Origin of the sequence: Micromonospora sp. DT63, from assembly GCF_049841615.1 — a bacterium.
Lineage (GTDB): Bacteria > Actinomycetota > Actinomycetes > Mycobacteriales > Micromonosporaceae > Micromonospora.
Genome location: NZ_JBNCKQ010000002.1, coordinates 18072 through 32014, shown reverse-complemented (window position 1 = coordinate 32014; position 13943 = coordinate 18072). Strand labels below are relative to the sequence as shown.

The following is a 13943-nucleotide window of genomic DNA, read 5'->3' as shown; positions in this document are numbered from 1 at the left end:
CGCTGATGACCGGCCGCGCGCCGGCCGGGCCGTCGCGGCTGCGCAACTTCGTCGGCGGCGAGTTCGTCGACGGCGGGTCGACGTTCACCAAGGTGAGCCCGGTGACCGGCGAGCCGGTCTTCGAGGTCGTCGAGGCGACGCGGTCCACTGTGGACGACACGGTTGCCGCAGCCCGCGCGGCGCTGCGTGGGCCGTGGGGCCGGATGGGGGAGCGCGAGCGCGCCGAGGTGCTGCGCCGTGTCGCGGACGAGCTGGAACGTCGCTTCGACGATCTGGTCACCGCCGAGGTCGCCGACACCGGCAAGTCCATCGCCCAGGCCCGCACGCTGGACATCCCGCGTGGCGCGGCGAACTTCCGGGCGTTCGCGGAGATCGTCGCGACCGCGCCCACCGAGTCGTTCACCACTGTCACCCCGACCGGCGGCCGGGCGCTGAACTACGCCGTCCGCAAGCCGGTCGGCGTGGTCGCGGTCATCGTGCCGTGGAACCTGCCGCTGCTGCTGCTCACCTGGAAGGTCGCCCCGGCGCTCGCCTGCGGCAACGCCGTGGTGGTCAAGCCCAGCGAGGAGACGCCCGCCTCGGCGACGCTGCTCGCCGAGGTGATGGCCGCCGCCGGCGTACCGGACGGGGTGTTCAACCTGGTGCACGGCTTCGGACCGGACTCGGCCGGCGAGTTCCTCACCCGCCACCCGGGCGTCGACGCGATCACCTTCACCGGCGAGTCGGCCACCGGCGGCGCGATCATGCGGGCCGCCGCCGACGGCGTGAAGGCGGTGAGCTTCGAGCTGGGCGGCAAGAACGCCGGCCTGGTCTTCGCCGACGCCGACCTGGACGCGGCGGTGGCCGGCTCGATGCGCTCCAGCTTCACCAACGGCGGCCAGGTGTGCCTGTGCACCGAGCGCATCTACGTGCAGCGGCCGGTCTTCGACGAGTTCACCGCCCGGCTGGCGAAGCGGGCCGGCGAGCTGGCGTACGGCTGGCCGACCGACGAGGCCACCGCCACCATGCCGCTGATCTCCCCGCAGCACCGGGCGAAGGTGCTCGGCGCGTACGAGCTGGCCCGCGCCGAGGGCGCCGAGGTGCTCACCGGCGGCGGCACGCCCACTTTCGGTGACGCCCGCGACGGCGGGTCGTACGTGCAGCCGACGGTGCTCACCGGCCTCGGCCCGGACGCCCGCACCAACCGGGAGGAGATCTTCGGCCCGGTCGTGCACGTGGCGCCGTTCGACACCGAGGACGAGGCGTACGCCCTGGCCAACGGCACCGAGTACGGCCTGGCGGCGACGGTGTGGACCCGGGACGTGGGCGTCGCGCACCGGGCCGGAGTCCGACTGGACGCGGGCATCGTCTGGGTCAACACCTGGTTCCTGCGGGACCTGCGCACGCCGTTCGGTGGGGTGAAGGCCTCCGGGATCGGTCGCGAGGGCGGCGTGCACTCGTTGAACTTCTACTCCGAACTCACCAACGTCTGCGTGGACCTGTCGTGAGCCGTAGCGAGGGAGCGGGCATGGAAGCCGACATCGAGGCCGCCAACCGGGAGCTGGCCGACGCCCGCAGCACCGGCAAGCCCTGCCCGCCGCTGCGCGGTCGGCTGCTGCCGGAGGGCGACGTCGAGTCCGCGTACCGCGTGCAGCAGCTCCAGACGCGGGCCTGGCAGGGCCGTGGCGAACGCCGCGTGGGCGCGAAGATCGGGCTGACCTCCCGGGCGGTGCAGGAGACCTTCGGGGTGTTCCAACCGGACTTCGGGCTGCTCACCGACGAGATGGCAGTCGGCGACGGGGTCGAGGTGCCGATCGACAGGCTGCTCCAGCCGCGGGTCGAGGCGGAGATCGCGTTCGTGCTCGACAAGGATCTCCCCGATCCGCAGGTCACGACAGTCGACCTGATCCGCGCGGTGGATCACGTGCTGCCGGCGATCGAGATCGTCGACTCGCGGATCGCCGCCTGGGACATCTCCATCGTGGACACTGTCGCCGACAACGCCTCCAGCGGGCTGTTCGTGCTCGGCACCACGCCACGCCGCCTCGCCGACGTCGACCTGCGCCTGTGCGGAATGGTGCTGGAGCACGGCGGTGAGCCGGTCTCGGTGGGCGCCGGCGCGGCCTGCCTCGGCAACCCGCTGCACGCCCTGCAGTGGCTGGCGAGCACCCTCGCCCGCGCCGGTGACCCGCTGCGCGCCGGGGACGTGGTGCTCTCCGGGGCGCTCGGCCCGATGGTGCCGGTCACCCCGGGGGCCGCGTACGAGGCACGGATCTCCGGGCTCGGCTCGGTGCGTACGGCCTTCACCCGAGGGGAGTCAGCGTGAGCGTCGGCGTGGCGGTGCTCGGTTCCGGAAACATCGGCACCGACCTGATGATCAAAGTTCTCCGGCTCAGTGACAGCCTGCGGATGGTGGCGATGGCCGGCATCGACCCGGCCTCCGACGGCCTGGCCCGGGCCCGCCGACTCGGCGTGGCCACCACCGCCGATGGCGTGGACGGGCTGGTCGCGATGCCCGAGTTCGCCGACGTCGAGCTGGTCTTCGACGCGACCTCGGCGGGCGCGCACCGACGGCACGACGAGGTGCTGCGCGCGCACGGCAGGACGCTTGTCGACCTGACCCCGGCCGCGCTCGGCCCGTACGTGGTGCCGCCGGTCAACCTCGACGAGCACCTGCACGAGCCGAACGTCAACATGGTGACCTGCGGCGGGCAGGCGACAGTGCCGATCGTCGCCGCCGTCCGCCGGATCACCCCGGTGGCGTACGGGGAGATCGTCGCGTCGATCGCGTCGAAGTCGGCCGGGCCGGGCACCCGGGCCAACATCGACGAGTTCACCGAGACCACCGCTCGCGCCATCGAGGTGGTCGGCGGGGCGGAGCGGGGCAAGGCGATCATCGTGCTGAACCCGGCGGACCCGCCGCTGCTCATGCGCGACACCGTCTACTGCCTCTGCCCGGACGTCGACGCCGACACCGCAGCCATCGCCGCCTCGGTCGCCGAGATGGTGGCGACGGTCCAGGAGTACGTCCCCGGCTACCGGCTCAAGCAGGACGTGCAGTTCGACCGCGTCGAGGCGTACGTGCCGACGCTCGGGCGGCAGCTCACCGCGTTGCAGGTGTCGGTCTACCTGGAGGTCTCCGGAGCGGGCCACTACCTGCCCGCGTACGCCGGGAACCTGGACATCATGACCTCCGCCGCGCTGCGCACCGCGGAGCGGCTGGTCGCCAGGCGTTCGACGGGAGCGGTGGCATGACCGACCTGTACATCCAGGACGTGACGCTGCGCGACGGCATGCACGCCATCGCCCACCGGTACACGGTCGACCAGGTACGCACCATCGCCGCCGCCCTGGACGCCGCCGGGGTGGCCGCGATCGAGGTGGCGCACGGCGACGGGCTCGCCGGGTCGAGCGTCAACTACGGCCACGGCGCGGCCAGCGACGCCGAGTGGATCTCCGCCGCCGCCGAGGTGATGACGAACGCGAAGCTCACCACCCTGCTGCTGCCCGGCATCGGCACGATCGCCGACCTGAAGGCGGCGAAGGCGCTCGGGGTGACGAGCGTCCGCATCGCCACCCACTGCACCGAGGCCGACATCTCCGCCCAGCACATCTCCTGGGCGCGGGAGAACGGCATGGACGTGTCGGGCTTCCTGATGATGTCGCACATGAACGATCCGGCCGGGCTCGCCGGGCAGGCCAAGCTCATGGAGTCGTACGGGGCGCACTGCGTCTACGTCACCGACTCCGGCGGCCGGCTGCTGATGTCCGACGTGGCGCAGCGGGTCGACGCGTACCGGCAGGTCCTCGACCCGGCGACGCAGATCGGCATCCATGCCCACCACAACCTGTCGCTCGGCGTGGCCAACAGCGTGCTGGCGGTCGAGCACGGCCGGATCACCGGGTCCGCGCCGGCCGGTCCCGACGCACCCCACGGCCGGACGGTCCGCGTGGACGCCTCCCTCGCCGGAATGGGCGCGGGCGCCGGAAACGCACCGCTGGAGGTCTTCGTGGCGGTCGCCGAGCTGCACGGCTGGAAGCACGGCTGCGACGTGTTCGCGCTGATGGACGCCGCCGACGACATCGTCCGCCCGCTGCAGGACCGGCAGGTCCAGGTGGACCGGGAGACGCTCTCCCTGGGGTACGCGGGCGTCTACTCCAGCTTCCTGCGGCACGCCGAGCGGGCCTCGGACCGCTACGGCGTCGACGTCCGGTCGATCCTGGTTGAGCTGGGCCGCCGTCGGATGGTCGGCGGCCAGGAGGACATGATCGTCGACGTGGCACTCGACCTGGCCGGCAAGGAACAGGCTGTGAGCGCGAGGAGTGAGCCGGGTTTGCGAGCCCCGCAGTCGCGAACGGAAGGTGACGCAGCATGATCGGCGTGGACATCACCGGGATCGCCGACAAGCTCGGCGCGGCGGCCGACACGGCCACCGCGATCGGTCAGCTCGCCGCCGAGACCGGTCTCGACGTGGACACCGCGTACGGCGTCCAGGCCGCCCTGGTGCAGCGCCGACTGGAACGCGGCGAGCGGCTGGTCGGGCTGAAGATGGGGCTGACCAGCCGGGCGAAGATGGCCCAGGTCGGCGTGGACGAGGTGATCTGGGGGCGGCTCACCGACGCGATGCGGGTGCCCGACGGCGGCACGGTCGACCCGGCCGCGTACATCCATCCCCGGGTCGAGCCGGAGGTGGCGTTCCTGCTGGATCGGCTGCCGGAGCCGGGCGAGCCGGTCGGCGACTTCACCACTGCGGTCCGCGCAGTCGCCCCGGCCATCGAGCTGATCGACTCCCGGTACGCGGATTTCCGCTTCTCGCTGCCGGACGTCGTCGCCGACAACACCTCGGCCGCCGCGTTCGTGATCGGTCCGTGGTCGCCGGTGCCGTCGGGGCTGGACAACCTGGGCGTGCTGCTGGAGGTCGACGGTCGGGTGGCCCAGGTCGGTTCGACGGCGGCGATCCTCGGCGATCCGCGTCGGGCGCTCGACGAGGGCATCCGGCTGGCCGGCCGGCACGGGGTGCGGTTGCAGTCCGGCTGGGTCTTCCTGGCCGGTGCGGCCACCGCCGCGGTGCCGCTGCGTCCCGGCGCGCACATCCGCGCGGTCGTCGAGAAGCTCGGCACGGCGTTCCTGCGGGCGTCGTCATGAGCGGGGTCGTCGTCGCCGGCAAGGCCGTCCCTCGGGGAGCATTTCCGCACGTCAAGGTCGCCGGTGGGTTCGTCTTCGTCTCCGGTACGTCGTCGCGACGCCCCGACAACAGCTTCGCCGGTGTCGAGGTCGACGAGTTCGGCACGACGAACCTCGACATCCGGGTGCAGACGCGGGCCGTGATCGACAACATCGGCGATCTGCTGCGCTCGGTCGGCGCGGACCTCACCGACCTCGTCCAGGTGACCACGTATCTGGTCAACATGAACGACTTCGGCGGTTACAACGAGGTGTGGGCGGAGTTCTTCGACGCGTCCGGGCCGACCCGCACCACTGTGGCGGTGCACCAGCTGCCGCACCCGCACCTGCTCATCGAGATCCAGGCCGTGGCCCTTCTTCCCTCGGGAGGTCAGTCGTGAGTGAGATCGCCGAGCCGTTCAGCTTTCCGGGCTGGATCGCCGACAACCAGCACCTGTTGAAGCCGCCGGTGGGCAACAAGGAGATGTTCCCCGGCGGGGACGACTTCATCGTGATGGTGGTGGGCGGGCCCAACCAGCGCACCGACTTCCACGTAGACCCGTACGAGGAGTTCTTCTACCAGGTCAAGGGCAACATGCACATCAACCTGATGACCCCGGAGGGTCCGCGTACGGTGCACGTGCGCGAGGGTCAGATGTGGATGCTGCCGCGCAACACCCCGCACTCGCCGCAGCGCCCCGAGGCCGGCTCGATCGGCGTGGTCGTCGAGCGGGTCCGCGAGGAGGGCACCCTGGAGACGTTCCAGTGGTACTGCCCGGAGTGCGGCAACAAGGTGCACGAGGTGGAGTTGCAGGTCCGCGACATCGCGGCCGACCTGCCACCGGTGTTCCAGGCGTTCTACGCGGACGAGAAGGCACGCACCTGCGCCAACTGCGGCACCCTGCACCCGGGCAAGGGCTGATGCCCGCAGGTGTCGTCGACGTGCACACGCACGTCGTACCCAAGGGGTGGCCGGACCTCGGCGCGGCGTGCGGCGGGTCCGGCTGGCCCTGGTTGCGGGTCGACTCCGAGCGCGCCGCCATGATCATGGTGGGGGAGACGGAGTTCCGTCCGGTCGGCGCCGAGTGCTGGGACGCCTCGACGCGGCTGGCCGACATGGACGCCGACGGCGTGGCCGTGCAGGTGGTGTCGCCGACGCCCGTCTTCTTCAGCTACGACCGTCCGGCCGACCAGGCGGTGAAGGTCGCCCGGATCTTCAACGACCTCACCCTGAAGGTCACCGCTGCCGGTGGCGACCGGCTGGTGCCGTTCTGTCAGGTGCCCCTTCAGGACCCGGACGCGGCCTGCGCCGAGTTGGATCGCAGTCTGGCCGCCGGGCACGTCGGCGTGGAGATCGGCAACCACGTCGGCGACCGGGACCTGGACGACGCCGGGGTGGTCACGTTCCTCACGCACTGCGCCGAGGTGGGTGCGCCCGTCTTCGTCCACCCGTGGGACATGCCGAACGGCCCGCGCCTGGACCGCTGGATGGCCCGCTGGCTCACCGGGATGCCCGCCGAGACGCACCTGTCGGTGCTGGCGATGATCCTGGGCGGCGTCTTCGACCGGGTACCCGAGACGCTGCGGATCTGCTTCGCGCACGGCGGCGGCAGCTTCCCGTTCTGGCTCGGCCGCGCCGACAACGCCTGGCACCGCCGTGGTGACCTGGTCCGTGGCGCGTCCGTCGCCCCGCCCAGCAGCTACGTCGACCGGTTCAGCGTCGACTCGGTGGTCTTCGCGCCGCCCGCGCTGCGGCTGCTTGTCGACACGATGGGGGAGGACCGGGTGCTGGTCGGCAGCGACTACCCGTACCCGCTGGGCGAGCGGCCGGCCGGTGCGGTCGTCGACGCGGCCGACTTCCTCACCGACGCCCAGCGCGACAAGCTCCGATCCACCAACGCGCTGCGCTTCCTGTACGGGCAGCGCTGACGGCGTACCCCTGGTAGCGCCCCTCGGACGACGGACGGCTGCGACGGGCCGACGGACCTGTTCTGTTGCCTTTGCTCTGCTTCAATCCAGGCAACACCACGTGTCCGATAATCGGACATCGGCTGTTTCCTCTGTTGAAGCAGAGCAAAGGACGCCGGCAGGGTGGTGCGGTCGACCGCAGTCCGACGCCGACGCCGTGTCGGTCCGCTGGCAGCCGCTCCCAGCGGGCAGGATGAGGGCATGGCCGAGCCGCACGACCTGACGGCGCTGGAGCAGGCCGCCGCCATCGCCCGCGGCGAGCTGTCCAGCGTCGAGCTGGTCGAGCACTCCCTGAGCCGGGTGGCGGCGCTCGGCGACACCGTGGGCGCGTTCGTCACCGTCACCGAGGACCTCGCCCGGCAGGCCGCCCGCGCCGCCGACGCCGCCCCGAGCGAGGCGCGTGGCCCGCTGCACGGCGTGCCGACCGCCATCAAGGACCTCACGCTCACCGCGGGGGTGCGCACCACCTTCGGCTCGGCGGCGTTCGCCGACTTCGTCCCGCCCGTCGACGCCGACGTGGTCCGGTTCATCAAGGCCGCCGGCCTCGTCAGCCTCGGCAAGACGACCACCTCCGAGCTGGGCTGCTCGCTCTACTCGGAGGGCCGCGTCGCGCCGCCGGCCCGCAACCCGTGGCAGCTCGCGTACACCGCCGGTGGTTCCAGTGGCGGCGCGGCGGCGGCGGTCGCGGCCGGCCTCGTGCCGATCGCCCAGGGGTCCGACGGCGGCGGCTCCCTCCGCATCCCGGCGTCGCTCTGCGGCCTGATCGGCTACAAGCCCAGCCGCGGCCTGGTCTCCGGCGGGCCGCTCGGCTCGGGCGCCTTCGGGCTGCCCACCAGCGGCCCGCTCGGGCGGACCGTCGCCGACATCGCCGCACTGCTCGACGTCATGGCCGTGCCGGTGCCGGGCGAGCCCTACCTGCCGCCGCCTGCGCCGCCCGGTGGATACCTGGCCGCGGCCCGCCGGGCCGAGCCCGGCCGGTTGCGGATCGGCCGGTTCACCACACCGATGCTCGCCGACGAGCCGGTGCATCCCGACTGCGTGGCCGCCGCCGAGCGGGCCGCCGCGCTGCTCACCAGCGCCGGCCACGAGGTGGTCGAGGTGCCGCCGCCGCTCACGCCCGCGGTGTGGCCACTGTTCGAGATCCTCTGGTACGTGTTGGCGCTCGCCCCGGTGCCGCCGCAACGGGAGGCGGAACTGCTGCCGTTGACCCGGCTGATGCGTGCCCGGGGTGCCGAGATCAGCGCCGGCACGCTCGCCGCCACCCTGGGGGAGTTGCAGTCGCAGGTACGTCTCGGCGCCGCCCGTACCGCCGGCTGTGACCTGCTGCTCTGCCCCACCCTGGCCGCGCCGCAGGCACCCGTCGGCTGGTTCACCGCCGACGGCGACCCGGCGGCCGATTTCGACAGGCAACGCCGCTTCTCGCCCTACTGCGCGATCTTCAACGTGACAGGCGATCCCTCGGTGTCCCTGCCGGTGGGCGCCACGGCCGACGGCCTGCCCGTCGGGGTGCTCCTCACCGGCCGGTACGGCGACGACGCGCGGCTCATCGCGACCGCTGCGCAACTGGAGCACGCCAGTGACGGATGGGATCGGCACCCCGCAATCTGGCGGGCCGTCGACTCCGCTAACGTGAATGGCGACGGAGTTGGCCGGTCGCCATCATGATCGTCCATCCGACCCGATTGTTCGAGGTCCTTCTTCCGCCTGGGGGCGTTGGGATTGTCTGTTACCGAGACGTTGCTGGTCTTCGTCGGCATCCCGTTGGCCGCGGTGCTGGTCATCGCCGGCCTGTCGTACGCCGGTAGCCGTGGTGGTGCCACCGGCGGCGGCGGTGGCGCCAAGCGCTACCGGCCGGGCCGGCCCTTCGACTTCACTCCGGTCTGGTTCCTGGGCCGCCCGGAGCAGCTGGCCGACTCGGCCGGCACCGCGCTGACCGCGGGGGCGCAGGCGCCCGCGCTGACCAGCCACAAGCTAGAGCAGGCCAGCGTCGAGGCGCCGGCCGGTGGAACCGGAGGCGCAAGTGACCGTTGGTGAGAAGCAGGCCGGGACGGACAACCCGCCCGAGGTGCTGGACGGGCCGTTCTCGACCCGCCAGCTGCTGCGCATCGACGAGGCCCTGCGCCTGGCCGACAGGGGCACCGGCCTGGTCTTCTCGGTGTTCGTCGGCGGCCTGGACGAGCCGATCCGTGAGCACGCCCAGCGGCTGCACCGCCAGCTCGCCGAGCCCGACAAGTCGGTGCTGATCGCCGTGTCGCCCAACCAGCGCCAGTTGGAGATCGTCACCGGGCGGCACGCCCGCAAGCGCATCCCCGACACGTACGCCAAGCTGGCCGCGCTCTCCATGGTCGGCGCGTTCAGCGGCGGCGACCTGGCCGGCGGCATCATCAACGGCCTCGACCAGTTGGCCAGCCACGCCGGCAAGGGCTGAGCCCTTCTCGTACGTCGAAGCCCGACCCGCCGCACGGCAGGTCGGGCTTCGTCGCGTCACGCCGCGCCAGGTCAGCGCGCTGCCCCTGCTTCAGGTCAGCGACATGGGGGTGGCCGCGCGGGCGGCCACCCCCATGTCGGCGATGTCAGTGCTGCTGGGCGTCCTTCGCGCGGGCCTTGAGGGCCCGCACCACACCGTCGCGGCCCTCGGCGACCAGTCGACGCAGCGGACCGGGGTTGCCCTCACCGGCCAGCCACGTGTCGGTCGCCGCCACCGTGTCGTCGTCGACCAGGTAGGTCGGGTACGCCAACTGGGCGAACTCCTGCGCCGGCTCGCTGTCCCGCGTGGCCCACACCTGGCCGATCGCCGCGAAGTACTTCTCCCGGTACGGGGCGACCAGCTCCACCTGCGCCGGGTGGGCGAAGCCCTGCAACAGCGCCCGGTGCCGCCAGTTCGGCAGCGCGTCCGGGCCGGTCAGCAGCGCCCACACGGCCGCCTTGTTCTCCGCCGTCGGCACCAGCGCGTGCGCGTACGCGGCCTCCCGCTCGCCGCTGGCGGTACGGTCGCCGGCCAGCTCGGCCTCGATCTCGGCGGCACCTGCCGCGCCGTTGGCCACCAGCGCCCCGAGCACCGTCCAGCGCAGCTCGGTGTCCACGGTCAGCCCGGCCGGCACGCCGGTGCCGTCCAGCCAGCCTCGCAGCGTGGCCAGGTCCTCTTCGGACCGGGCGGCCGAGGTGTACGCCCGCGCCCAGGCCAGCTGGAAACCGCTGCCCGGCTCGGCGGAGGCCAGCGCGTCCTTCGCCGAGCGAGCCAGCCCCGCCCAGCCGGTGGGCGCCCACTCCGGGTCGGCGTAGAGGGTGAGCGCGGTGGTGGCCTGGCGCAGGGTGGCGGTCACCAGGTTGATGTCGGTCTCCGCGGAGAGCCCCGCCAGCACCAGCGCCACGTAGTCGCGGGTCGCCAGCTCGGCGTCCCGGGTCATGTCCCACGCGGCCGTCCAGCAGAGGGCGCGGGCCAGCGACGAGTCGAAGCCGCCGATGTGCTGCACCACAGTGGCCATCGAGCGGTCGTCGAGACGCAGCTTGGTGTAGCTCAGGTCGTCGTCGTTGAGCAGCAGCACGTCGGCGGCTCGGACGCCGCGCAGGTCGGCGAGGTCGGTCCGCTCGCCGGTCACGTCCACCTCGTGGCGTTCGCGGCGGACCAGCTGCCCGTCGGTCAGGTCGTACAGGCCCACGCCGATCCGGTGGGTGCGCAGCGTCGGGTACGCCGTCGGCGCCTCCTGCCGCACGACCACCTGCTCGTACGTGCCGTCGGCGGCGATCGTCACCTCCGGGCGCAGCGTGTTGACCTGCGCGGTCTCCAGCCACTGCGCGGCGAACTTGCGCAGTTCCCGGCCCGAGGCCGCCTCCAGCTCGGTGAGCAGGTCGTCGAAGGTGGCGTTGCTCCAGGCGTGCTTGCCGAAGTACGCCCGCAGCCCGGCCACGAACGGCTCCTCACCCACGTACGCGACGAGCTGCTTGAGCACGCTCGCGCCCTTGGCGTAGGTGATGCCGTCGAAGTTGACCTCGACGGCCTCCATGTCGGGCATCTCGGTGTAGACCGGGTGGGTGGAGGAGAGCTGGTCCTGCCGGTAGCCCCAGTTCTTGCGGATCGACAGGAACGTCGTCCACGCCTCGGTGAACCGGGTGGCGTGGGTGTTGCACCAGTGGCTGGCCCACTCGGCGAACGACTCGTTGAGCCACAGGTCGTTCCACCAGCGCATGGTGACCAGGTCACCGAACCACATGTGGGCCATCTCGTGCAGGATCGTGTTGGCCCGCTGCTCGTACTCGAAGTCGGTGACCTGCGAGCGGAACAGGTAGTGCGACTCGGCGTGCGTGACGCAGCCGAAGTTCTCCATCGCGCCGGCGTTGAAGTCGGGCACCCACAGCTGGTCGTACTTGGGCAGCGGGTAGCGCACGCCGAACTTCTCGTGGAAGAAGTCGAAGCCCTGCTTGGTGATGAGGAACAGGTTGTCGGAGTCCAGGTACTGAGCCATCGACGCCCGGGAGAACACGCCGAGGTCGATGCCGTCGTGGCTGTCCCGCACCTCGTGGTACGGACCCGCGCACAGCGCCGTGATGTAGGTGCTCATCCGGGCCGACTCGGTGAAGTGGAGGGTCTTGAGCCCCTCGCCGGCCGGCTCCTCGCGCTGCACCGGCATGTTGGACACGACCCGCCAGTGCGCCGGCACTGTTGCGTGCCAGGTGTAGACGCTCTTCAGGTCGGGCTGGTCGAAGCAGGCGAACACCCGCTGCGCGTCGGCAGTCTCGAACTGGCTGTAGAGGTAGGTCTCGCCGTCCACCGGGTCGACCGTGCGGTGCAGACCCTGCCCACTGTTGGAGTAGGCGAAGTCCGCGTCGACGACAAGGGTGTTCTCGGCGGCCAGCCCGGTCAGGGTCAGGCCCTTCTCGGCCGACCAGTCGGACAGGTCCACCTGGGCGCCGTTCAGGGTGGCGGACCGCACCGTCTCGGCGGCCAGCTCGATGAACGTGCTCGCTCCCGGTTCGCCGCAGCGGAACCGGACCTCGGTCGTCGAGGAGAACGTGCGGCCGTCGGCCGCCAGCACGGCGGTCGACAGGTCCAGACTGATGTCGTACCCGGTCACCTCGAGCAGGCGGGCCCGCTCGGTCGCCTCGACCTGCGTCAGGTTACGCACTCCCGGCACTGTTCGTCTCCATCCCACGTCTCGCCGTACGCCCGGCGGCGCCCGTCTGCCGACCGCTCGTGACGTCCGGCCCGATCCGAGTCTTCCACGTACGGGCACCCGGCGGTGGGCGAGGTCACGCTCTCATTCGGGTGCCGGTCGATGCGCCGTGGGGTGAGGATCGAGGTGAGACGCCGGACTGCCGGCGCCACCCGTCGCGAAGGGACCTCACCGTGACCGATCGTGTCACCGCCGACATGTGGTTCGACCCGATTTGCCCATGGGCGTGGATCACGTCCCGCTGGCTGCTGGAGGTCGAGCAGGTCCGTGACGTGGACATCCGCTTCCACGTCATGAGCCTGTCCGTGCTCAACGAGGGCCGGGACGAGCTGCCCGAGGAGTACAAGGCTCTGCTGAGCACCGCCTGGGGCCCGGTACGGATCTGCATCGCCGCCGAGCAGCGCTACGGCAACGACGTGCTGGGCAAGCTCTACACGGCGCTCGGCACCCGCATCCACCTCGGCAAGGAGGAGCGGGGTCAGGAGCTCTACGTGGCCGCGCTGACCGAGGCCGGCCTGGACCCGGCGTTGGCCGCCGCCGCCGACAGCACCGAGTACGACGAGGCGCTGCGGGCCAGCCACGAGGCCGGCATGCGCCCGGTCGGGCAGGACGTCGGGACCCCTGTCGTCCACGCGCCCGGCCCGGACGGCAGCCCGGTCGCGTTCTTCGGCCCGGTGATCACGCCGCGCCCCAAGGGCGAGGCCGCCGGACGGCTCTGGGACGGCGTCCTCCTGGTCGCCGGCACCCCGGGCTTCTACGAGCTCAAGCGCACCCGCGAGCAGTCCCCGATCTTCGACTGACCACCACCGCCACGCGCCCCCGTCCGGACTCCGTCGGTTGTCCGGGCGGGGGCGCGTCGTGTCGCACGCGGTCCGGGCGGGGTGTCTCGCGTCGGACCCGGGGTGCGGCTGCGCGGGGTCGGGAACTGTCACAGCGTCACCGCTGGGCGGGCGGCGTCGTTTCCCTCGGTGTCCGCCGCAGCGACCCGCAGGGCCGCACCCCGCAGCTCGTGGAGGCAATCCCGATGGCCAAGCACCGTGCGTCCGGTGACGATCAGCTGACCCGACAGGGGGTGATCGAGACTCCCGGCGCGGCCTACTGGTCGGTCGACGACTCCCGCTGGCCGACGGTCCGCCCCGACCTTCCCGCAGACGTGGTGGACCTGCTCGCGCCGCCCATCGTGGTCGGCGTGGCCCGGGTGCCGGTCACCTCGCGGCTGACGCCCGCACCCGTCACGCCCGCACCTGTCACGCCGGCACCGGCGACGCCCGTCGTGTCGACGCCGGTGGTGCCGGCGGCGGTCGTACCGTCGGCCGTGGAACTGGTGGTGGTGGCGGCCGCGCCGGCCGAGCCCGCCCCACCCCCGCCGGCGCCCACCGCCCCGCGGCCGGTGCCGACGCCGCCGCTGAACCCGCGTCCCGTTCCGGCCCCACCGCCGGAACCGCGTCCCGTGCCGGGGCCGCCGGCCGCGCCCCGACGCAACGCCATCACCGGGCCCGTCGCCAACGGCCGGCGCGGCAACGCCGGACCGGTCGTGGCCGGCCGACACCGGCGGCACAACGGCGCGTCCGGCCGCGCCGGCTGACAGTCCGTCCGGGCCCGGCACTTTCATCTGGTGGACGCCGCGCGGGTCCCCGTCGCCGGTGACGTCGCCGCCGGTA

General features: G+C 72.3%; 14 protein-coding genes. 13 read left to right on the top strand and 1 reads right to left on the bottom strand.

Annotation, left to right across the window (positions count from 1 at the left end):
• The first annotated feature begins 5 nt into the window (after positions 1-5).
• From ACLQ27_RS06855 to ACLQ27_RS06805, 11 genes are all read left to right on the top strand, one after another.
• Positions 6-1487 (top strand): 2-hydroxymuconic semialdehyde dehydrogenase, encoded by a 1482-nt coding sequence (locus ACLQ27_RS06855; protein ID WP_425866791.1) that lies wholly within the window; start codon positions 6-8, stop codon positions 1485-1487.
• Between the two features lie 20 nt (positions 1488-1507).
• Positions 1508-2305: a 2-keto-4-pentenoate hydratase gene (locus ACLQ27_RS06850; RefSeq protein WP_425865977.1), complete on the top strand. Its 798-nt coding sequence runs from the start codon at positions 1508-1510 to the stop codon at positions 2303-2305.
• Positions 2302-3234 carry an acetaldehyde dehydrogenase (acetylating) gene (locus tag ACLQ27_RS06845; protein ID WP_234582151.1) on the top strand — a complete coding sequence of 311 codons (933 nt, stop codon included), beginning with the start codon at positions 2302-2304 and terminating at the stop codon, positions 3232-3234. Before ACLQ27_RS06850 ends, ACLQ27_RS06845 begins: the two co-directional genes overlap by 4 nt.
• On the top strand, positions 3231-4355 hold the full coding sequence (gene dmpG / locus ACLQ27_RS06840) for a 4-hydroxy-2-oxovalerate aldolase (protein WP_425865975.1): 1125 nt from the start codon (positions 3231-3233) through the stop codon (positions 4353-4355). The genes ACLQ27_RS06845 and dmpG overlap by 4 nt, the downstream gene beginning before the upstream one ends.
• On the top strand, positions 4352-5125 hold the full coding sequence (locus ACLQ27_RS06835) for a 2-keto-4-pentenoate hydratase (RefSeq protein ID WP_357496202.1): 774 nt from the start codon (positions 4352-4354) through the stop codon (positions 5123-5125). The genes dmpG and ACLQ27_RS06835 overlap by 4 nt, the downstream gene beginning before the upstream one ends.
• Positions 5122-5544 (top strand): RidA family protein, encoded by a 423-nt coding sequence (locus tag ACLQ27_RS06830; protein ID WP_357496204.1) that lies wholly within the window; start codon positions 5122-5124, stop codon positions 5542-5544. Before ACLQ27_RS06835 ends, ACLQ27_RS06830 begins: the two co-directional genes overlap by 4 nt.
• Complete coding sequence (locus tag ACLQ27_RS06825; protein ID WP_425865972.1) at positions 5541-6065, top strand: 3-hydroxyanthranilate 3,4-dioxygenase; 525 nt, start codon at positions 5541-5543, stop codon at positions 6063-6065. The genes ACLQ27_RS06830 and ACLQ27_RS06825 overlap by 4 nt, the downstream gene beginning before the upstream one ends.
• Complete coding sequence (locus ACLQ27_RS06820; protein ID WP_425865970.1) at positions 6065-7072, top strand: amidohydrolase family protein; 1008 nt, start codon at positions 6065-6067, stop codon at positions 7070-7072. The genes ACLQ27_RS06825 and ACLQ27_RS06820 overlap by 1 nt, the downstream gene beginning before the upstream one ends.
• 240 nt (positions 7073-7312) lie before the next feature.
• Positions 7313-8776, top strand: a complete 1464-nt coding sequence (locus ACLQ27_RS06815; protein ID WP_425865968.1) for an amidase — start codon at positions 7313-7315, stop codon at positions 8774-8776.
• Between the two features lie 72 nt (positions 8777-8848).
• The gene (locus ACLQ27_RS06810) at positions 8849-9145 is read left to right on the top strand and encodes an aa3-type cytochrome oxidase subunit CtaJ (RefSeq protein WP_112584149.1); all 297 of its coding nucleotides are present in this window, start codon (positions 8849-8851) and stop codon (positions 9143-9145) included.
• Positions 9132-9539, top strand: coding sequence for a DUF5130 family protein (locus tag ACLQ27_RS06805; protein WP_234582158.1), 408 nt, complete (start codon positions 9132-9134; stop codon positions 9537-9539). Before ACLQ27_RS06810 ends, ACLQ27_RS06805 begins: the two co-directional genes overlap by 14 nt.
• Positions 9540-9684: 145 nt before the next feature.
• Here ACLQ27_RS06805 and pepN read toward each other — a convergent pair whose 3' ends face one another.
• On the bottom strand, positions 9685-12234 hold the full coding sequence (gene pepN, locus ACLQ27_RS06800) for an aminopeptidase N (RefSeq protein WP_357575701.1): 2550 nt from the start codon (positions 12232-12234) through the stop codon (positions 9685-9687).
• Positions 12235-12455: 221 nt separating this feature from the next.
• On the opposite strand from pepN, the gene ACLQ27_RS06795 reads away from it, so the two are divergent.
• Together ACLQ27_RS06795 and ACLQ27_RS06790 are read left to right on the top strand one after the other, a co-directional pair.
• A complete protein-coding gene (locus ACLQ27_RS06795) occupies positions 12456-13082 on the top strand; it encodes a disulfide bond formation protein DsbA (RefSeq protein ID WP_234582160.1) in 627 nt (208 codons plus the stop codon).
• Positions 13083-13306: 224 nt separating this feature from the next.
• Positions 13307-13867 carry a hypothetical protein gene (locus ACLQ27_RS06790; protein ID WP_425865965.1) on the top strand — a complete coding sequence of 187 codons (561 nt, stop codon included), beginning with the start codon at positions 13307-13309 and terminating at the stop codon, positions 13865-13867.
• The last annotated feature ends 76 nt before the right edge of the window (positions 13868-13943 follow it).